This is a genomic window from Microbispora sp. H11081 (assembly GCF_012999535.1).
Taxonomy (GTDB): domain Bacteria; phylum Actinomycetota; class Actinomycetes; order Streptosporangiales; family Streptosporangiaceae; genus Microbispora.
Genome location: NZ_JABBWV010000009.1, coordinates 185,593 through 203,985, shown reverse-complemented (window position 1 = coordinate 203,985; position 18,393 = coordinate 185,593). Strand labels below are relative to the sequence as shown.

The window sequence follows — 18,393 nt, the reverse complement described above, 5'->3', positions numbered from 1 at the left end:
GCCACACCTCCGAAGAAGGTGAGTGGCCTCACGATAATTCGGCGGATAATCCTCTGCAATATTTCGACTAAAAGTCGCAAGATGTTCAGCATGTAACGACGTACGGCGAGGTGCGGAGGTGTGACCGTGGGCGGTTGGTGCTTCTCGGAGGGCTCAGGCGGGGAGCGAGCTCCCTTGCGGACGGTGACCACTGGCAGTGTGCGCAAGCGGATGAAAATGTTTGCGCTGTCTGTCGTATAGTTGCGCTCATGACACGACGGCTTGCGGAAGTGGCCAAGAAGGTGGGCGTGAGCGAGGCGACCGTAAGCCGCGTGCTCAACGGCAAGCCGGGCGTCTCCGAGGCCACCAGGGAGGCGGTGCTCACCGCGCTCGACGTGCTGGGGTACGAACGGCCCACGCAGTTGCGCGGCGATCGCGGCCGGCTCGTCGGCCTGGTCCTTCCCGAGCTGCAGAACCCGATCTTCCCGGCGTTCGCCGAGGTCGTGGGGGGTGCGCTGGCCCAGCAGGGGTTCACGTCCGTGCTGTGCACCCGCACCGTGGGCGGCGTCTCCGAGTCCGACTACGTGGACCTGCTCCTCCAGCAGCACGTGTCAGGGATGGTCTTCGCCGGCGGCCTGTACGCGCAGGCGGACGCCTCCCACAGCCACTACCGCAGGGTGCTCGAACGCAAGCTGCCGACCGTGCTCGTCAACGCGGCGGTCGAGCATCTCGGGTTCCCGCAGGTCTCGTGCGACGACGTGACCGCGGCGGAGATCGCGCTCGCCCACCTCATGGCGCTCGGGCACCGGCACGTCGCGATGCTGCTCGGCCCGCCCGACCACGTGCCGTCCCGGCGCAAGCTCGCCGCCTTCCGCGCGTACGCCGCCGCCAACGGCCTGGAACTCGAACCCGACCACGTCGAGCACACGATGTTCTCGCTGGAAGGCGGGCATGCCGCCGCCGCCCGGATGATCGCGGGAGGCGTGACCGGCATCATCTGCGCCAGCGACGTGCTCGCGCTCGGCGCCATCAGGGCGGCGCGCCGGGCGGGACTGTCGGTGCCCGGGGACGTCTCCGTCATCGGCTACGACGACTCCGCGCTGATGAACTGCGTGGACCCGCCGCTGACCACGGTCCGCCAGCCGATCGACGCGATGGGCAGGGCGGCCGTCGAACTGCTGGTGGCCCAGATCGACGCGGCCGTGGTCACGGGCGACGAACTGCTCTTCGAGCCGGAACTGGTCGTGCGCGCCTCCACCGCCCCGGTCGCCGCCCCCCGCTCCTGAGGCGGCCTCGCGCGGGCCGTTCCCTTCCTTCCGGCCGCCCCGGCCGTGCTGTCCGGCCGTCTCGTCATGCCGTCCTGAGTCCCGTCCACGATCACTGTCACTTTTTTGCAGAGTTAATGGCGGACTATTGCTGAGCCATGCATGGCTCTGTATGTTTCTCGCAACCGAGCGGATCGGGGCGCTCCAGTCGGCCCCGAGCCGGGTGCTTCGACGGGTCGTGGTGCGCGGTTCCAGAAGGGAACGAGGATGAAATCCCACAAGCTCTCGATACTGCTGGTCTCGGGACTTGCCATCGCGGCGGCCGCGGCCTGCGGCGCCGATGACGGCGGCGGCAGCGGCGCCAAGGCCAGTGCGGCGCCCGGCGCCGCAGGGCCGGTGTCGATCTCGGTCAACTGCGAGCCGCCGAAGACGAACAAGGCGGAGCGCGCGACGTTCGAAGAGGACCTGGCGGCCTTCCAGCAGCTGAACCCCACCATCAAGATCTCGAAGGTCACCGACGCCTTCCCCTGCTACGACCCGCGCACCTTCGAGCCCAAGCTGGCCAGCGGCGAACTGGAGACGGTCTTCTACGTCAACTTCCCCAACGTGGGCCGCCTCATCGAGAGCGGGCAGGCCGCCGACATCACGCCGTACGTCAACGAGATCAAGACGTTCCAGGACTACAACAGCTCGATCGACCTGTTCAAGAAGGACGGCAAGATCTACGGCCTGCCGACCGACGGCTACGGCATGGGCCTCGTCTACAACAAGGCCGTCTTCACCAAGGCCGGCCTCGATCCGAACAACCCGCCCAAGACCTGGGCCGACGTACAGGCCGCCGCGAAGAAGATCGCGGGGCTCGGTCCCGGCTACGTCGGGTACGGCGAGTACAGCGGCAACAACGTCGGCGGCTGGCACTTCACCGCCTCCATCTACGGCCGGGGCGGATCGGTCATCACCGACGACGGCACGAAGGCCGCCTTCAACACCCCCGAGGGCAAGGCCGTGCTGGAGAACCTCCACCAGATGCGGTGGGCCGACAACAGCATGGGCTCCCAGCTCTACATCGACTGGCCGGCCCTGATGAAGGCCATGGCCGGCGGCAAGATGGGCATGATGCTGGGCGCGCCCGACGTGCTCATCTCGCTGCGCAACGACTTCGGCGGCAAGTTCGAGAACTATGCCATCACCGCCCAGCCCGAGGCCAAGGCCCTGTTCAACGGCGGCGCCGGTTACATGATCAACCCGAAGGCCACCCCGGAGCAGATCAAGGCCGGCCTCAAGTGGATCGAGTACAAGTTTCTCACCCCCGGTAAGGGCCAGTTCGACTACGTGCGGGCCAAGGGCGCGAACCTGACGGTCGGTCAGCCGTACCCCGACCTGTACGGCGCGGACACGCCGTCCGGCCAGGCCGTGACCGACCTGCGGCAGCAGAACGCGAACATCGACGCCGCCCAGTTCGCCGGCTGGGTCGAGGGCTCCAAGGGCATCCCGCCGAAGGCCGAGCCCGGGCCGTACGCCCAGGAGATCTACAAGATCCTCGACACTCCGATGTCGGCCGTGCTGACCCGTAAGGACGCGAACATCGACCAACTCCTGGCCGACGCCGAGTCGAAGGTCAACTCGCTGCTGGCCTCGAAGGGCTGACCGCCGTGATAAACCGGGGCGCCGTCCGCGGCCGTGACCCGCGCGCGGCCGGCGCCCCGGCGGATCGCGCAGGGCGAGTCGAGTGCAGGGCAATCACGTCGAGATCGGATCCACAACGATGACCACAGCCGGCATCCCGGTAGCGAGCGGCAGAGGGCGCCAGCCGACGAGCAGAGGGCGGCAGCCGACGAGACTGCGGCGCGCCGTACGGCGCAATGTGACCGCCTACGGCTTCCTGTGCGGCGCTCTGATCTGTTTCGCGTTCTTCTCCTGGTATCCGATGGTCCGCGAGGTCATCCTCAGCTTCCAGAAGACGAACTTCGTCGACCCGCCCCAGTGGGTGGGGCTGGACAACTTCCGCACCGTCGTCAACGACCCCGCCTTCTGGCCCGCCTGGGTCAACACCGCGGTGTTCACCCTGCTCGCCCTGGTGTGCGGCTACGGGATCCCGTTCGTCACCGCGATCGTGCTGAACGAACTGCGGCACGCGAGGGCGTACCTGCGTTTCGTGGTCTACCTGCCGGTCATGCTGCCGCCCGCGGTGAGCGTCCTGCTGTTCCAGTGGTTCTACAACCCCGACTACGGGCTGTTCAACCAGGCGCTCGGCCTGGTCCACCTGCCGGGCCTCCAGTGGCTCAACTCGACGAGCACCGCGCTGATCTCGCTGGTCATCGTCTCCACCTGGATGAACATGGGCAGCGGCACGCTCATCTACCTGGCCGCCCTGCAGACCATCCCGAGCGAGCTGTACGAGGCCGCCGAGCTCGACGGCGCCGGGCTGTTCCGGCGCATCTGGCACGTCACCATCCCGCAGACCAGGCTGATCCTGCTGGTGATGCTGCTCCTGCAGATCGTGGCGACCATGCAGGTCTTCATCGAGCCCTACCTGCTCACCGGCGGCGGCCCGGAGAACGCCACGATCAGCGTCGTCTACCTCATGTACCAGTACGCCTTCAACTTCGGCAATCTCAACGCGGGCAACGCGCTCGGCCTGATGCTCATGATCGTCCTCATGGTGTTCTCCGCGATCTACCTGCGCGTCTCGCGCGACAACACGGTGTGAGGGGAGCCCGGCCATGACCGACGTCACCGTGATGCCCGACCGCCCGGCGGGGACGCCCGCCGCCCCCGCGGGGAACGAACGCCGCGGGCCGCGGCGGCCGCGCAAGCCGTTCCAGACGCAGTTCCGCACCGCCGTCTCACCGCACCAGCTCAACACGGCCCGCGGCCGGACCGTCTACTGGATCGTGCTGGCGATCGTGGTGGTGAGCTTCACCGCCGCGTTCGTCTTCCCGCTCTACTGGATGGTCACCGGTGCGATGAAGTCCACCGAGGAGCTCAACTCGATCCCGCCGTCCTTCCTGCCGTTGCACTTCTCACTCGACGGATACCTGGAGGCGTGGGATCTGCTCGGCCTGGGCACGCTGCTCGGCAACACGGCCCTCTACGCCGGCGGCGCCTGGCTGCTGACGCTCGCGGTGGACGTCTCCGCGGCGTACGCCCTGTCGAAACTCCGCCCGGTGCTCGGCAAGGTCGTGCTGGCGCTGATGCTGTCGACGCTGATGATCCCGCCCATGGTCATCATGCTCCCGGCGTACCTGACGGCGAAGGAACTGCCGATCTTCGGGTGGAACCTGCTCAACACGCCCTGGGCGATCTGGCTGCCGGCCGCCGCCAACGGCTTCAACGTCTTCCTGCTCAAGCGCTTCTTCGACTCGATCCCCCGGGAACTGCTCGAAGCCGCCGAGATCGACGGGGCGTCGCCCGGCCGCATCCTGTGGTCGGTGGTGATACCGATCTCCCGGCCCATCCTCGGGGTGGTCTCGATCCTCACCGTCGTCAACGTCTGGCGCGACTTCGTCTGGCCCCTCCTGGTGCTGCCGGACAGCGACAAGATGTCGGTGAGCATCGGCATCGCCTCGCTCTCCTCGCAGATGCCGCAGAACGTGCTGGTCGCCTCCCTGGTGATCGCGAGCATCCCCACCATCGTCGTCTTCTTCCTGTTCCAGCGGCACATCATGGCCGGTCTCACCGGCGGCGGTCTCAAGGGCTGACAACGACCCACCCCTGCCGCAGTCACCCGTAAGGAGTTGTATCCAGCATGCCCGGCAACACCTCGACCCCCGATTGGTGGCGCGGGGCCGCGATCTACCAGGTCTACCTGCGCAGCTTCGCCGACGGGAACGGCGACGGGACGGGTGACCTGGCGGGGCTGCGGTCGCGCCTGCCGTACCTGGCCGACCTCGGCGTCGACGCCGTCTGGCTGAACCCGTGGTATCCCTCGCCCATGGCCGACGGCGGCTACGACGTCGCCGACTACCGCGGCATCGAGCCGGTCTTCGGCACCCTCGCCGAGGCGGAGAAGCTGATCCAGGAGGCCCACGAGCTGGGCATCCGTACGATCATCGACGTCGTCCCCAACCACGCGTCCGACCAGAACGCCTGGTTCCAGGAAGCCCTGGCGGCCGGTCCCGGTTCGGAGGCCCGGGAGCGGTTCTGGTTCCGCCCCGGCGTCGGCGACGGCCCGCCCAACGGCTGGCGGTCGATCTTCGGCGGCCCGGCATGGACACAGGTGCCGGACGGCGAGTGGTACCTCCACCTGTTCGCGCCGGAACAGCCCGACTTCAACTGGAACAACCCGGCCGTACGCCAGGAGTTCCTGGACGTGCTGCGGTTCTGGTTCGACCGAGGTGTGGACGGCGTCCGCATCGACTCGGCGGCCGTCCTGGTCAAGGACCTCGACAGCGTGGAGGAGTCGTACACCGACCACGACGGCGTCCACGAGATCTACCGCGAGTGGCGGCGGCTGTCCGACTCGTACGGCGGGCGGATCCTCATCGGCGAGGTGTGGCTGCCCGACCAGGAGCGGTTCGCGAACTACCTGCGCCCCGACGAACTCCACACCGCGTTCAACTTCGACTTCCTGTCGAGCGCGTGGGAGCCGGCCGCGCTGCGCGGCAGCATCGACCTGACCCTCGCCACGCACGTGCCGATCGGGGCACCCGCGACCTGGGTGTTGTCCAACCACGACGTCGCCCGTCCCGTCACGCGGTACGGCAGGGCCGTCACGTCCTGGGACAACGCCGAGCGCCGGGACGGCATGCCGTCCGACCTGGAGCTCGGCCGGCGCCGGGCGCGGGCGGCGGCGCTGCTGGCGATGGCCCTGCCCGGGAGCGTCTACGTCTACCAGGGGGAGGAGCTCGGCCTCAACGAGGTCGAGGACATCCCCGAGGAGCTCATCGACGACCCGATGTGGGAGCGCTCCGGCCACACCGTACGCGGCCGCGACGGCTGCCGGGTGCCGCTGCCGTGGTCGGGGGAGGAGCCGCCGTTCGGCTACGGCACGGGCGAGCCCTGGCTGCCCCAGCCGGTAGCTTGGCGCGACCTCACCGTGGAGGCCCAGCGGGCCGATCCCGGCTCGATGCTGTGCCTGTACCGCTCCGCCCTGCGCCTGCGGCGCGAACTGCTCGGCGACGGCACGATGACCTGGCTGCCGACCACGGACGACGTGATCGCGTTCCGGCGCGACTCAGGTCTCGTGTGCGTGGTGAACCTCGGCACGGAGCCCGTGCCGTTCCCGGTCAGGGGATCGGTCGCGCTGGCCAGCGGCCCTCTCGACGGAGACCTGCTCCCGTCCGACACCGCGGTCTGGATCATGGAGGCGAGATGAGGATCCTGCTGGCGGCGGCCGTCGCCCTCACCGGGCTCGTGGCGTTACAGGCTCCGGTGTCAGCCTCGGCGAAGGCGCCCTTCGTGACCCGGGCCGCCCTCGACCCGGCCCTCGTGGCCGGCCGCGGAGCCGAGGTCGACTTCGCCGAGCAGGAGGCGGAGAACGCCGCCACGAACGGGACGGTCATCGGCCCCGGCCGCGACGCGTACACGCTGCCGGCGGAGGCGTCGGGCCGCAGGGCGGTGAAGCTCGCCCCAGGCCAGTACGTCGAGTTCACGCTGCCGAAGGCGGCCAACGCGATCACCGTGCGCTACAGCATCCCCGACGCGCCCAGGGGCGGCGGCATCACAGCGCCGCTCGACGTCTCGGTCGGCGGCCGCAAGCGGGCCACGATGACCCTGACATCGCAGTACGCCTGGCTCTACAACCAGTATCCGTTCTCCAACGACCCGGACGCCGGCCTGCTGCACCCCGACTGGTGGATCACCGAGTGCTCCTGCGTGCCTGACGCCACCACACCGGCCCCGGAGATCGCCAAGCCGTTCCGCCCGAACCACTTCTACGACGAGCAACGCCTCCTGCTCGGCCGTACGTACCGGGCGGGCGACACCGTACGGCTGACCGCACCGGCCGGGAGCAACGCCGCGTGGACCGTCGTCGACCTGCTCGACTCGCACCTCGTCGGCCCGCCGCGGGTGGAGGTCGTCGCGGCGAACGTGCTGGCCTTCGGCGCCGACCCCACCGGCAGGCGCGACTCGGCGGGGGCGATCGACAAGGCGATCGCCTTTGCCAAGCGCGCCCGACTGAAGGTCTACATCCCGCCGGGCACCTATCAGGTGAACCGGCACATCGTCGTGGACGACGTGACGATCAACGGCGCCGGAAGCTGGTACACGATCATCAAGGGTCGTCAGGTCGGCCTGGACACCCCGGCCCCGGACGGCTCGGTGCACACCGGCGTCGGGTTCTACGGCAAGGACGCCGCGGCCGGCGGCAGCAGGAACGTCCACCTGTCCGGCTTCGCCATCGAGGGAGACGTACGGGACCGCGTCGACACCGACCAGGTCAACGGCGTCGGCGGCGCGATGAGCGACTCGACCATCGACGGGCTCCACATCCGCCACACCAAGGTCGGCATGTGGTTCGACGGCCCGATGCGAGGCCTCAAGATCACCAACAACGTGATCGTCGACCAGATCGCGGACGGGCTCAACTTCCACACCGGCGTGACCGACTCCGTCGTGTCGGGCAACTTCTTCCGCAACACGGGTGACGACGCCCTCGCCCTGTGGTCCGACAGGACCGCCGACGCGCGCAACAGGATCGAGCGCAACACCGTGCAGACGCCCGTGCTGGCCAACGGCATCGCGATCTACGGCGGCACGGACAACACGATCGCTAACAACCTGATCGCCGACCCGATCAGGGAGGGCAGCGCCATCCAGGTCGGCTCCCGGTTCGGCGCGGAGCCGTTCGCCGGGAAGCTCCGCATCACCGGCAACACCACCGTACGCGCCGGCACCTACGAGCTGAACTGGAACATCGGCCTGGGAGCCATCTGGTTCTACGCGCTGGAGAAGGACATCGACGCCGACATCGAGGTCAGCGGCGACCACTACCTCGACAGCACGTACAACGCGATCATGCTGGTCAGCGAGTGGTCGGTGAAGGACCTGTACGCCATCCCGAAGGTCAGGTTCAAGGACATCCGGGTCGACGGCACGGGCACCTCCGTGGTCAGCGCCCGTGTGAAGGGCTCGGCGTCCTTCCAGAACGTGGACGCCCGCAACGTCGGCGCGGTCGGGGCCAACAACTGCGGCGCCTTCAACTTCCCGCCCACCGGATCGGAGTTCTCCCTGACCGACCTCGGCGGCAACGACGGCGGCTGGCTCGCCCCCTGGATGCTGCCGAACACCATCACCTGCGACGACCGCCCCCCGGTCGTCCCCCCACCCCCACCGTCCCGCTGGTGAGCCCCTTCACCCGCTGAGAGGGCTTCCCCGGCCATTCATCCGGGGAAGCCCTCAAGGCCATCCCATACGAGCGTCAGGGGACGTCGAAGCGGCCCGCTTTCACTTCCTGGACGAACGCCTGCCATTCCTCGGCGGTGAATGTCAGCACAGGACCGTCATCGCCCTGCTTCCCATCGCGGACGCCGACCCATCCGTCCTGGAGGGTGACCTCCACGCAGTTGCCGTTGTTGCATGCCTGGTGCCACTCGACACCGTCGAACGAAGGTCGGCGTGCCATGCACTCTCCCGGAAGCCGTCCACTCGTAGAGTGAGATATCACCCGGAAGCATTGTAATCCATCCGCTTTTTGGAAAGCTGTCCTGTTTGCCGTGGTCACGCGCTGTGTTGGCAATCCTCCAGGTTACTGTGGCAGATCGTACGAACCTTCCTTCACGGACGCCACAAAGCGACGCCACTCCTCACGAGAGTAGAACTGCGTGCCCTGTGCTGGGTTTTTCGAGTCGCGTATGGCGACCATTCCGTCAACGATGGCCACCTGTACGCAGTTGCCGCCGTTGCATCTCGTGGAGATGCGCCATTGCGATTCTGTTATCGGCATGTCTGGCCGGAGCTCCATGTGATCCTCTGTCTCTACGCTATTGTTCTCCCGGAGACAGATGGTCACTGCGGGGCAGCGCAGCACTAAAGTCTGATTTAGCCTTCGCGATCCGTTGGATGGACTCGTTCGGAGGCAGGGCGGCCGCACGGATGATCTCGACGGCCTCCCGGTAGATTTCCAGCTCCGCTGGCTTCTCCAGGTATTCCACCCGGTTGAGCATCTCGACGTAGACGACTTCGGATACGGTCGGATCCTTCATCCTGAACATCACAAACGGGCCGTCCGCGGACATGTAGGCGCCTGCTTTGAACGGAACGACTTGCACGGTTACGTGAGGCGCCTGCGCGAGCCTGAGCACATGGTCCAGCTGGTCCGCCATGACCGTGGCGTCACCGACCTGCCGGAGCAGGGCGGCCTCGTCTATGAAAGTCCAGTAGCGGGGCGGTTCCTTCTGGGTGAGAAGCAGTTGGCGCTTCATTCGCGCTTCGACCCGCCGCTCCAGAAGCTCCTGGTCGATCCGTGGAAGCAGCCCGTGGATGAGCGCTCGTGCGTACTCCTCCGTCTGGAACAGGCCGGGGATATAGGCGGTCTGCAACTCGGTGATGGACACCGCCGCCGCCTCCAGGTCCATATAGACGTAGATGGCGTCGTTGCCGAGGTCCCCCCACTCCTGCCTCAGGCCCGGCTGGCGGGATTCTCGAGCGAGTGTCATCAGCTGAGTGACGACTCTCTCGTCCGAGACAGCGTAGATCCGGCACAGATCCCGGACGTCACGCTGACTCACGCCGCGCTGGCCGGTCTCCATGCGGCTGATTTTCGCGGGGCTGCAGAGGAGTTCCTGCGCCACCTGATCGACGGTCATGCCGGTCGCGCGTCGCAGCTCTCGAAGACGGCTCGCCAGTTGGCGCCGCCGGAGCGTCAGGTTCGTCCCGGCCATAGCGGTCACCTTCTGCGTACGCGTTCTGTGGTGGGCCCGAAAGGTGCAGCGTAGCATCCCGCTGGCAGTTGCCGCAGGAAAACGTCAATGGCAATTGCCAAATGAAGGTTGCCAACGGCAACTGCGGGTAAAGCTAGGACATAAGCCTCAACGTGGCGGCTGGACCAGCCGGTTCCCGGAGGGAGGCGATGCGAATCAGGGGCCAGTCTTCCGGCCCTTTTCTTCTGAAACGCGCTGCTGGGCCGATGGTGGCACATCGACCCAGCGCAGACGACCATCCGACCTGCTTGCAAGGCAAAGGGATGATCCCGTGAACTCTAACAACAAGAACATGCGCGCTCCTTCCCTCACGGGGTTACGGATGCGCATCGTCGCCCTCCTCTGGAGGGTAGGCGAGGAGGCGTTCGCCGAGATCGACGCGTTCGCCTGGGTTCAGCGCTGGGAGATCCGGCGCACCTGGCACGCCCACACCTACCGCGACCCCCGGTTCGACGCTCTGGCCCCCTGCCGCGTCTGCTCGGCGAAGGGGCGGTGCCCGACCGGCCTGCCCTGCCGCCGCTGCCGGGGGACCGGACGGGTGAACCTGCTGGAAACCCCCTCCTCCCGCAAGCCCGAGCGCCCGTCAGGCGGCCGCGCATGAGGCACCCGATCAGGCGGAACACGCATCTGGTTCTGCGGTTCATCGAACGGGAGACCTCTCCCGTCGCCCGGCCGGGGCCGCTGGTGGTGCTGTGGAGATGGCGCTACGAGACGGTGCTGCTGGTGGGAGGGCCGGCGGTGGTGGTCGTCACGGTGCGTACGGCGGGGCCGGCCGTAACGATCATCACAGGCTCCCTGGCCTGCCTGTTCGTACTGATCTCGCCGCGGGCCCGGCGGGAGGTGGCCGGCCGGTTCTGGTGCGTGGTGACCCCCCACCGCGTACGGAAGGCCTGCGCCGAGGCGTTGGTCGTCAACCGGCGAGGGAAGCTGCCGGTCATCCTCCGCACGAGGCCGGAGCCGTTCGGCGAGCGCCTGTGGGTGTGGTGCAGGGCGGGGACCAGCCCGGGAGACCTCGAACAGGCCCGCGACATGATCGCCGCCGCATGCTGGCTGGCCCGAGAGGTGCGGATCACCAGGGACCCGCACCGGACGTCTCTCGTCATCGTGGACGTGCTGCGGTACTCGGGCAGTCCCGTTCCCCAGGAGCCCGCGGAGGCGGGCGAGCGGACGCGGACGCGTTTCACGCCCTGACGGGGCCTCGCGAGAGGTCAGGCAGGGGGCTTCTCGGCGGCTGCCATGGTGGACAGTTCGACCGTGCAGAACGCGCAGCGCCGGGCGTCGACGGGGATGTCCGACAGGCACTCGGGGCACTTCTTCTCGGTGGCCTCCTTGTCCCGGTCGAAGAGGCTCAGGAACCGCGTCATGGGCAGGACGACCAACCAGTAGACGACGGCCGCGATGATCATGAACGTCAGCAGGTGGTTGACGAAGTCGCCGTACTTGAACACCGCGCCGTTGACGGTGAACGTATAGCTGGAGAAGTCGGGCTGCTTGCCGCCGGTGACGGCCGCGATCAGGGGGGTGATCAGGTCCTCTACGAGCGCCTGGATGAGCCCGCTGAACGTCGCGCCCACGACGACGGCGACGGCGAGCTCCACCAGGTTGCCTCGCATGAGGAACTTCTTGAATCCGCTCATGGGAGAACGAGGTATCCGGTTTGCCCGGTCTTATGCAAGGGGGTACGCGGGGAAGCCGCCCTCCCGGGCTGCGGTCGGCGCGGCCTGGATGCCGGAGAGCGGGGCGCCGTCGGGAGCCCGCGCGGAGCGGGCGATTATTTCGGTCCCCGTGGGGACGCTTATCGGACGCCATCCGACTTACGGTCCTGACGAAACTCGACCGCTCCTTGTTCTGGGAGCGCTCCCACTTCAGGTATTGCGAGCCTGTGCCAACGCGGCTTCGACCCGGTCGAGCGCGGCCAGCAGATGCCCCTTCAGCACGAGGGGCAGCCGTCCCTCGCGGTGCCGAACCTCGATCTTCTCCCGCAAGGCGGCCAGGCCCTGGCCGCTGTCTACGGAGTTGCGCAGCACCTGCTTGAGGTCCAGGGCGACGTCGTCGTCGATGTCGTGGGTGGCCTCCGCGCCGTCCACCAGCAGGTTGAACTGCCGGACCGCGGCGTCGACCCCCAGGGGCGGGGCCGTGGTGGCCAGGGGCAGGGGTGCGACCTCGGATTTGCCGGTGGCCGAGTGCCTCGGCCGCCTGGCGGTGTCTTCCGAGGTCCGCTCCTTCTTGACGACCTTGACACTGCCCGTGGGGGAGGGGCGGTGCCGGGCCGGCCCGGTCGTGCGTACCGGGTCCGCGACGGGCGCGACCGTGTGCCGTGGCTTGGCGGCGGGCGCGCTGACGGGACCGGCGACGGTCTCGACCTGCGGCGGCGGTGACGGCAACGGCGAGGCGGTGGCCTGCGCGTACGCCCCTGAAGGGGTGGGCTGGACGGCTCCGGCCGAGATCTCGGGGCCACCCGTCTGGGTGAACCAGAGAACGCCGCCCAGAGCGGCTGCTCCGACGGCGGCGGCGCCCCAGCCGCTCCCGCGCGGGCCAGGCGGCTTCTTCACCGCGCTCAGGGCGGCGGCGACCGCCCGCGCGCTCGGCCGGTCCACGGGGTCGGGGCACAGGCAGCGCCGGCACAGGTCGGCGACCTCCTGCGGCAGGCCGGGCACTCCTTCGGGGACCGGAGGCGGTCCCTCCCGTCGTGCCGCCTCGATGGCCTCCCAGGTCTTCTCGGGGTACGGCAGCGCCCCCGTCAGCATCTCGAACAGCAGCACGCCGAGCGCGTAGACGTCCACGGCAGGGTCGGCCGTCGTCCCCTTCAGCCGCTCCGGCGCGACGTACGGCGGCGTGCCGAAGTCGGCGACGAGCTGGTCGTCGGCCTCGCCGATGAAGGCGGCGATGCCGAAGTCGAGCAGTTTGGGCCCGTCGTCGGCGAGCAGCACGTTCTCCGGGGTGACGTCCCGGTGGACGATGCCCCGGTCGTGCGCGGCCGCCAGCACCTTCGCCAGCCCGGCGGCGATCTCCGTCGCCTCGGCCCAGGGCAGCGGGCCCTCCATGATCCGGTCGGCCAGCGACCGGCCCTCCAGCAGGCGCATGACCACGAAGGACGCCAGCCTGCCGCCGTTCGTGACCGTCTCGCCGTAGTCGTAGACCTCGATCGCGTCCGGGTGGATCAGCCGGGCGGTGGCCCTGGCCTCCCGGCGCATGAGTTCTCGTCCTGGGCTGTCGTCGTCGAGCGAGCCGTCCAGCACCTTGATGGCGACCAAACGCTGGAGTGACTGGTCGAAGGCACGCCAGATGACCGACATCCCCCCCGTCGCTATCCGCTCCTGGAGCAGATAGCGACGGGTCAGGACGTCGCCTTCTTGAAGCTCAGGCCGATTCACGAACCACCAGTTCCGTGGGCAGCACCGGATTGCCCTTTGGATTGTCGCCGTCCCCGAGTGTCATGAGAAGCAGTCGTGCGGCGAGCGTGGCCATTTCCTCGACGGGCTGTCGTACGGTGGTCAGCGCCGGCGAGGTGTGCCTGGCCACGGGCGCGTCGTCGTATCCGATGACGGCCACGTCGTCCGGCACCTTCCGCCCGGCGCGGCGCAGCGTCTGCATCGCCCCGGCCGCCATCACGTCCGACGCCGCGAACACGGCGTCGATGTGCGGCGCCCGTTGCAGCAGCCACTGCATCGCGTGCGCGCCCGAGGCGTGCGTGAAGTCGCCGTACGCCACGGGCATGTCGAGCACACCGGCGTCGCGAAGCGTCTGCCGGAAGCCCTCCAGCCGGTCGCGGGCGGCCGGCAGGGTCGGCGGCCCGGCGATCGTGGCGATGTGCTTGCGGTTGCTGAGCAGCAGGTGCTCGGCCGCCTGTCGTCCGCCGTCATGGTTGTCCATGTCGACGAACGGGAGGTCGATGCCGTCCGGCGGTCGCCCGGCACAGCGCACCGGGACGCCAGAGGCTGCCAGCGTGACCGCGAGGGGGTGCCGCGCGCGTGCGCCGATCAATAGGACTCCGTCGACGGAGCCCGCGACCAGCGGTGGCGCGGCGATGGAGGCGGTCGCCGGGGTCGCGGTCATCACGACCATGGGGACCCCGTGCGTCGTCAGCACCTCCTCGCAGGCGGACAGGAGCCTGGCGTAGAACGGCTCGGTAAAAAGGCGTGGACTGTGCTCGCAGACGACCGCGGCGATGATCTGCTCGGCTCGCCTGCCCGCCGACCCCCTGGGGGCGCGGCGCCTGACATAGCCCAGACGCGACATCGCGTCGTGGACTTGTCGGCGAGTCGACGTGGTCACGCGTACCGAGCCGGTCAAGACCCGGGAAGCTGTTGCCGGGGAGACGCCGGCTGCGGCGGCTACCTCTGCGAGGGTGGGAAGATCGGCCATCCGGTCTCCTCGGCCCGAAGGTTCACACGGCTTGGGAGCGCTCCCAAGCGAAAGTATCACTGTTTCGCTCGTGTCAACAGAGGTTTCCTCGGTGTGAAACCTTTCGTAGAGTTTCGCTCCCGTTTAGCACAGTTGGAGGCTAGAGCACGGGCGTGCTTCAGGGAAGTGAGCGGGAATTTTGACACGTATAGACCTGCTTGTCCGATAATGATCGTAAATATGCCGAAATGCCATGCTGGGGACGACCGGAACCGCCCGGCGGTAGGGTCCTGCGGCAGAGGGATCATGGACGGACGGATCGCGCCCGGCCCTCAGAGATGGGCGCGGCCGTCCCCGAGCCAGAACCGGAAAGGCCTCCAGTGACGACCACTATCCACCGGCTCACCGCAGTGACGGCTCGTGCGACGGGCGCGCTGAGCGGCGTGCTCGCGACGGTGCTGCTCGCCGGGTGCGGCGCACCGGACCCCGCGAACCGGGCCGGGTCGCCGTCTCCCGCGGTCCCGGCCGTCGCGGAAAGCGCCGCGGAACCCGCTGCCACTCCTGATGCGGCGCTCACCTCGCAGGCCGCCCCGGAGACCCCGCCCACCGCCGCACCGGACGAGACCGGCCCCGCGGAGGGGTCAGACGGCAGGAACGCCGCCGACGTGACGTTCGCCAGGAAGATGGTCCCGCACCACCTCCAGGCCCTGGAGATGGCCAGGCTCGCGGAGACGCGGGCGGGCGACCCGTGGGTCAGGGAGTTCGCGGCGAAGGTCGCAACGGCCCGCGACACCGACATGCGTACGTTCAGGGACTGGCTCGACATGTGGGGCGAGGAGCCGCTGCCGCGCGACCACGCGATGCCGGGCATGCTGACGAGGGCCGAGATCGAGGCGCTCGCCAAGCTCGACGGCCCGCGGTTCGACCGCAAGTACGTGACGCTGATGATCGAGCACGACAACGGCGCGATCAAGCTCGCCCGGGCCGAGCAGGCCGAGGGCGTCTTCGCGGGAGCCAGGGCGCTGGCCGTCGCCACCACGACGGCCCTGAGCGCCGAGGTCGAGGAGCTGAAGAAGTACCGCACCCTGCTCGACTGAGCGTTCCCCCGCTCGGGCCCGTCAGTTCTCGTACGTGTCGAGCCTGGGCGGCAGGGCGTTCCACACGCAGAACGCCGACGACTCGTGGGTGTCCATGAGGAACGCGATCCGCAGCCACTGGTCGGCCTCCCACACCCTGACTTCGTAGCCGTCGTTGGGGGTCGCCGTCACCACCCGGCAGTCCCTGGAGGTCACCGACACGGTCGCCCGGCCGCCCCGCAGCGTGAACGTGTGCAGGCTCTCCCCGCCGGAGGTCCTGCGCGGCCGCGCGACGGGCGAGGGCTCCGCCGGCCCGGGCGGCCGGGTGGAGGGGGCCGGCCGCGGCGCGGGAGCGGTCAGCGTCCGGGCCGGCGTGACGGCGGCAGGGGCGCGGGAGGGGGACGGGCGGCCGGACGCGGGGGAGGACGGCCGTGCCGACGGCTTCCCGGACGGCGCGCCGTCCGGGGTGTCCTGCGGCGAGGGAGCGGGGGCGGCCGGCGAGGCGGAGAGCGGCACGGCGACGGCCACCACCGGGGCGAGCGGGGCCTCGTCCAGGATCGCGCTGCGCAGCACGTCGCGCACGCCGAGCCAGGACACCCCTACGGCGAGCGCGGTGGCCCCGCACCAGGCGATCAGGTAACCCGCGGTCCTTCTCATGGGCCGCACACTCTATCCCCTCGCCAGTTAATGGCGCTCGGCCCTTTTCGGTCATCCATTACGGATTTGTGACTGCCTTAAATCACTGCGAATCTGTACGTTTCGGATCGCCTTACCGGACGCCATAAGGAGTGGGAGTGTACGTTTCTGCCCCATGGCGACCGTTCTGGTGGTTGAGGACGACGAGTTCGTCCGATCCGCGATCATCCGCGACCTGACAGGGCGCAGCCATGCGGTCCGCAGCGCGGGCCGCGCGCTCGACGCCCTGCGGGAGATCGCCCACGCCGCTCCCGACGTGGTCGTCCTCGACCTGGGCCTGCCCGACCTCGACGGCGCGGAGGCGCTGAAGATGCTCAGGGCGATCTCCGACGTGCCGGTCATCGTGGCCACCGCGCGGGACGACGAGGCGGAGATCGTGCGCCTGCTGCGCGGCGGCGCGGACGACTACCTGGTCAAGCCGTTCTCCGGCGACCATCTCAACGCTCGTCTCGAAGCCGTGCTGCGCCGGGCCAGGCCGGGCACGCCGTCGTCGGTCGCGCGGGTGGGCGGCCTGGTCGTCGACGCCGACCGCAGGGAGGCCCGCCTGGACGGCGTGCCGCTCGACCTCACCCGCAGGGAGTTCGACCTGCTGGCCTACCTCGCGGCGCGGCCCGGCCGGGTGATCTCGCGCAGGGAACTGCTGACCGAGGTGTGGCGGCAGTCGTACGGGGACGACCAGACGATCGACGTCCATCTGTCCTGGCTGCGGCGCAAGCTCGGCGAGAGCGCGTCCCGCCCTCGTTATCTGCACACGGTGCGGGGGGTCGGCGTCCGCCTCAGCCCTCCCGCCGAGGGCTGAGGCCCCGAGTCCTGAGCGGAGGCCGCGGTGAGACGCAGCCTGGCCCTGGTGGCGGTGGCCGTGACGGCGATGGTCGCGCTGGCCTTCCTCATCCCGCTGGCCGTGGCGGTCAAGGAGATCGCCGAGAGCCGGGCGCTCGCGGACGCCGAGCGCCAGGCCGCCACGATCGTCCCCGCGCTCGTGGTGACCGACGACGCGGCGGCGCTGGAGCGCGCGCTCGCCAGCACCCCGGCGGGGGCCGCGCGGCTGGCGGTCCACCTGCCGGGCGGGCGGACGGTCGGCCGTTCCAGGGTCGCGCCCGCCGACGTCGCGAGCGCGGCGGAAAGCGCCAGGACCGTCCCGGTCGGCAGGGGATACGTGTTGCTCAGGCCCGTCGCGCTGGGCGGCGGGCGGCGGGCCGTCATCGAGGCGTACGCGCCGGAGGCGGACGCGAGGAAGGGCGTGTCGGCCTCCTGGGCGGTGCTGACCGGCGTCGCGGTCACCCTCGTGGTGGGGTCGGTGGTGGTGGCCGACCGGCTCGGGGCCCGGGTGGTCAGGGCGGCGCGGCGGCTCGGGCAGGCGGCGGCGGCCCTCGGGGCGGGCGACCTAACGGTGCGGATCGTCCCGGACGGCCCGCCTGAGCTGGTGGCGGCCGGGCGCGCCTTCAACACGATGGCCGACCAGGTGGCGGGACTGCTCGCGGCCGAGCGTGAGCTCGCCGCCGACCTGTCGCACCGGCTGCGCACCCCGCTGACCGCGCTGCGGCTGAACATCGGCGGCGCGGGCCCCGAGGCCGAGCAGCGCAGGCTCGCCGTCGACCGGCTCGAACAGGCCGTGGACGAGATCATCGAGGCGGCCCGCCGGCCGTCCATGCCCGCGCCGGCCGGCTGCGACGCCGCGCTCGTGCTGCGGGAGCGGCTCGCCTTCTGGTCGGCGCTGGCCGAGGACCAGGCGAGGCCGTGGCAACTGGTCGGCGCGGACGAGCCGAGCCGGGTGCCGGTCGCCGCCGCCGACCTGGGCGCGGTGGTCGACGCGCTGCTCGGCAACGTCTTCCGCCACACGCCGCAGGGCACGGCCTTCCGCGTCACCCTGCACCGGGGAAGCGGCATGGTGGGCGTGCTCGTCGCGGACGCCGGCCCGGGGATCCCCGATCCGGAGCGGGCGCTGCGCCGGGGCAACAGCGGGGCGGGGTCCACAGGGCTAGGCCTGGACATCGCCAGGCGCCTGGCCGAGTCGACGGGCGGCGGGGTGCGGGTCGAGACCTCGGCGCTCGGGGGGACCGGCGTCAACGTGTGGCTCCGCACCGATGGCAGGGCCGCGGGCCCGCGCCGCGGGCTGCTGCGCCGTACCCGCGCACGGGGATCCCGCCACTGACCCCTTTATTGCGGATT

18 protein-coding genes are annotated in these 18,393 nt (G+C 69.6%); 11 read left to right on the top strand and 7 right to left on the bottom strand.

Translation table 11 applies throughout. From position 1 onward, the window contains the following. Positions 1-248 precede the first annotated feature (248 nt). The 6 genes from HHX31_RS22830 (at position 249) to HHX31_RS22805 (ending at position 8,534) form a co-directional block, all read left to right on the top strand. Positions 249-1,265 (top strand): LacI family DNA-binding transcriptional regulator, encoded by a 1,017-nt coding sequence (locus HHX31_RS22830; protein WP_169950369.1) that lies wholly within the window; start codon positions 249-251, stop codon positions 1,263-1,265. A 246-nt stretch (positions 1,266-1,511) separates the two neighbouring features. After that, complete coding sequence (locus tag HHX31_RS22825) at positions 1,512-2,891, top strand: extracellular solute-binding protein (RefSeq protein ID WP_169950368.1); 1,380 nt, start codon at positions 1,512-1,514, stop codon at positions 2,889-2,891. Between the two features lie 118 nt (positions 2,892-3,009). Then, positions 3,010-3,954, top strand: coding sequence for a carbohydrate ABC transporter permease (locus HHX31_RS22820; RefSeq protein ID WP_169950367.1), 945 nt, complete (start codon positions 3,010-3,012; stop codon positions 3,952-3,954). Positions 3,955-3,967: 13 nt separating this feature from the next. Continuing rightward, positions 3,968-4,945, top strand: a complete 978-nt coding sequence (locus HHX31_RS22815; RefSeq protein ID WP_169950366.1) for a carbohydrate ABC transporter permease — start codon at positions 3,968-3,970, stop codon at positions 4,943-4,945. A 47-nt stretch (positions 4,946-4,992) separates the two neighbouring features. Continuing rightward, on the top strand, positions 4,993-6,561 hold the full coding sequence (locus HHX31_RS22810; protein WP_169950365.1) for a glycoside hydrolase family 13 protein: 1,569 nt from the start codon (positions 4,993-4,995) through the stop codon (positions 6,559-6,561). Beyond that, the gene (locus tag HHX31_RS22805; RefSeq protein ID WP_169950364.1) at positions 6,558-8,534 is read left to right on the top strand and encodes a glycosyl hydrolase family 28-related protein; all 1,977 of its coding nucleotides are present in this window, start codon (positions 6,558-6,560) and stop codon (positions 8,532-8,534) included. The genes HHX31_RS22810 and HHX31_RS22805 overlap by 4 nt, the downstream gene beginning before the upstream one ends. A gap of 73 nt (positions 8,535-8,607) precedes the next feature. Here the strand turns inward: HHX31_RS22805 and HHX31_RS22800 are convergent, their stop codons facing one another. From HHX31_RS22800 to HHX31_RS22790, 3 genes are all read right to left on the bottom strand, one after another. Then, positions 8,608-8,811 (bottom strand): DUF397 domain-containing protein, encoded by a 204-nt coding sequence (locus HHX31_RS22800; protein WP_169950363.1) that lies wholly within the window; start codon positions 8,809-8,811, stop codon positions 8,608-8,610. A 123-nt stretch (positions 8,812-8,934) separates the two neighbouring features. Continuing rightward, positions 8,935-9,132 carry a DUF397 domain-containing protein gene (locus tag HHX31_RS22795; RefSeq protein WP_169950362.1) on the bottom strand — a complete coding sequence of 66 codons (198 nt, stop codon included), beginning with the start codon at positions 9,130-9,132 and terminating at the stop codon, positions 8,935-8,937. 37 nt (positions 9,133-9,169) lie between these two features. Next, positions 9,170-10,069, bottom strand: coding sequence for a helix-turn-helix transcriptional regulator (locus tag HHX31_RS22790; protein WP_169950361.1), 900 nt, complete (start codon positions 10,067-10,069; stop codon positions 9,170-9,172). Positions 10,070-10,379: 310 nt separating this feature from the next. Between HHX31_RS22790 and HHX31_RS22785 the strand changes: the two genes are divergently transcribed. Next, on the top strand, positions 10,380-10,709 hold the full coding sequence (locus HHX31_RS22785) for a hypothetical protein (RefSeq protein ID WP_169950360.1): 330 nt from the start codon (positions 10,380-10,382) through the stop codon (positions 10,707-10,709). Then, complete coding sequence (locus HHX31_RS22780) at positions 10,706-11,299, top strand: hypothetical protein (RefSeq protein WP_169950359.1); 594 nt, start codon at positions 10,706-10,708, stop codon at positions 11,297-11,299. Before HHX31_RS22785 ends, HHX31_RS22780 begins: the two co-directional genes overlap by 4 nt. Positions 11,300-11,316: 17 nt before the next feature. Here the strand turns inward: HHX31_RS22780 and mscL are convergent, their stop codons facing one another. From mscL to HHX31_RS22765, 3 genes are all read right to left on the bottom strand, one after another. Continuing rightward, positions 11,317-11,745 (bottom strand): large conductance mechanosensitive channel protein MscL, encoded by a 429-nt coding sequence (gene mscL / locus HHX31_RS22775; RefSeq protein WP_169950358.1) that lies wholly within the window; start codon positions 11,743-11,745, stop codon positions 11,317-11,319. 228 nt (positions 11,746-11,973) lie between these two features. After that, positions 11,974-13,482 carry a serine/threonine-protein kinase gene (locus tag HHX31_RS22770; protein ID WP_169950357.1) on the bottom strand — a complete coding sequence of 503 codons (1,509 nt, stop codon included), beginning with the start codon at positions 13,480-13,482 and terminating at the stop codon, positions 11,974-11,976. Continuing rightward, positions 13,469-14,473, bottom strand: a complete 1,005-nt coding sequence (locus HHX31_RS22765) for a LacI family DNA-binding transcriptional regulator (protein WP_169950356.1) — start codon at positions 14,471-14,473, stop codon at positions 13,469-13,471. Before HHX31_RS22765 ends, HHX31_RS22770 begins: the two co-directional genes overlap by 14 nt. Before the next feature lie 359 nt (positions 14,474-14,832). On the opposite strand from HHX31_RS22765, the gene HHX31_RS35255 reads away from it, so the two are divergent. Then, positions 14,833-15,549 carry a DUF305 domain-containing protein gene (locus HHX31_RS35255; RefSeq protein ID WP_169950355.1) on the top strand — a complete coding sequence of 239 codons (717 nt, stop codon included), beginning with the start codon at positions 14,833-14,835 and terminating at the stop codon, positions 15,547-15,549. Between the two features lie 21 nt (positions 15,550-15,570). Here the strand turns inward: HHX31_RS35255 and HHX31_RS22755 are convergent, their stop codons facing one another. Continuing rightward, entirely contained in the window at positions 15,571-16,185 is a 615-nt protein-coding gene (locus HHX31_RS22755) for a hypothetical protein (protein WP_169950354.1), read from the bottom strand. 154 nt (positions 16,186-16,339) lie between these two features. Between HHX31_RS22755 and HHX31_RS22750 the strand changes: the two genes are divergently transcribed. Together HHX31_RS22750 and HHX31_RS22745 are read left to right on the top strand one after the other, a co-directional pair. After that, positions 16,340-17,023, top strand: a complete 684-nt coding sequence (locus tag HHX31_RS22750; protein ID WP_169950353.1) for a response regulator transcription factor — start codon at positions 16,340-16,342, stop codon at positions 17,021-17,023. A gap of 27 nt (positions 17,024-17,050) precedes the next feature. Continuing rightward, on the top strand, positions 17,051-18,376 hold the full coding sequence (locus tag HHX31_RS22745) for a sensor histidine kinase KdpD (RefSeq protein WP_169950352.1): 1,326 nt from the start codon (positions 17,051-17,053) through the stop codon (positions 18,374-18,376). Positions 18,377-18,393: the final 17 nt, after the last annotated feature.

What these genes read in the sequence shown, in the direction of transcription:
- HHX31_RS22820 (WP_169950367.1), top strand. Translation starts at nt 3,010, where the DNA reads ATGACCACAGCCGGCATCCCGGTAGCGAGCGGCAGAGGGCGCCAGCCG.
- HHX31_RS22780 (WP_169950359.1), top strand. Translation starts at nt 10,706, where the DNA reads ATGAGGCACCCGATCAGGCGGAACACGCATCTGGTTCTGCGGTTCATC.
- HHX31_RS22800 (WP_169950363.1), bottom strand. Translation starts at nt 8,811, where the DNA reads ATGGCACGCCGACCTTCGTTCGACGGTGTCGAGTGGCACCAGGCATGC.
- mscL (WP_169950358.1), bottom strand. Translation starts at nt 11,745, where the DNA reads ATGAGCGGATTCAAGAAGTTCCTCATGCGAGGCAACCTGGTGGAGCTC.
- HHX31_RS22805 (WP_169950364.1), top strand. Translation starts at nt 6,558, where the DNA reads ATGAGGATCCTGCTGGCGGCGGCCGTCGCCCTCACCGGGCTCGTGGCG.
- HHX31_RS22750 (WP_169950353.1), top strand. Translation starts at nt 16,340, where the DNA reads ATGGCGACCGTTCTGGTGGTTGAGGACGACGAGTTCGTCCGATCCGCG.
- HHX31_RS22830 (WP_169950369.1), top strand. Translation starts at nt 249, where the DNA reads ATGACACGACGGCTTGCGGAAGTGGCCAAGAAGGTGGGCGTGAGCGAG.
- HHX31_RS22790 (WP_169950361.1), bottom strand. Translation starts at nt 10,069, where the DNA reads ATGGCCGGGACGAACCTGACGCTCCGGCGGCGCCAACTGGCGAGCCGT.
- HHX31_RS22815 (WP_169950366.1), top strand. Translation starts at nt 3,968, where the DNA reads ATGACCGACGTCACCGTGATGCCCGACCGCCCGGCGGGGACGCCCGCC.
- HHX31_RS22825 (WP_169950368.1), top strand. Translation starts at nt 1,512, where the DNA reads ATGAAATCCCACAAGCTCTCGATACTGCTGGTCTCGGGACTTGCCATC.
- HHX31_RS22810 (WP_169950365.1), top strand. Translation starts at nt 4,993, where the DNA reads ATGCCCGGCAACACCTCGACCCCCGATTGGTGGCGCGGGGCCGCGATC.
- HHX31_RS22755 (WP_169950354.1), bottom strand. Translation starts at nt 16,185, where the DNA reads ATGAGAAGGACCGCGGGTTACCTGATCGCCTGGTGCGGGGCCACCGCG.
- HHX31_RS22795 (WP_169950362.1), bottom strand. Translation starts at nt 9,132, where the DNA reads ATGCCGATAACAGAATCGCAATGGCGCATCTCCACGAGATGCAACGGC.
- HHX31_RS22765 (WP_169950356.1), bottom strand. Translation starts at nt 14,473, where the DNA reads ATGGCCGATCTTCCCACCCTCGCAGAGGTAGCCGCCGCAGCCGGCGTC.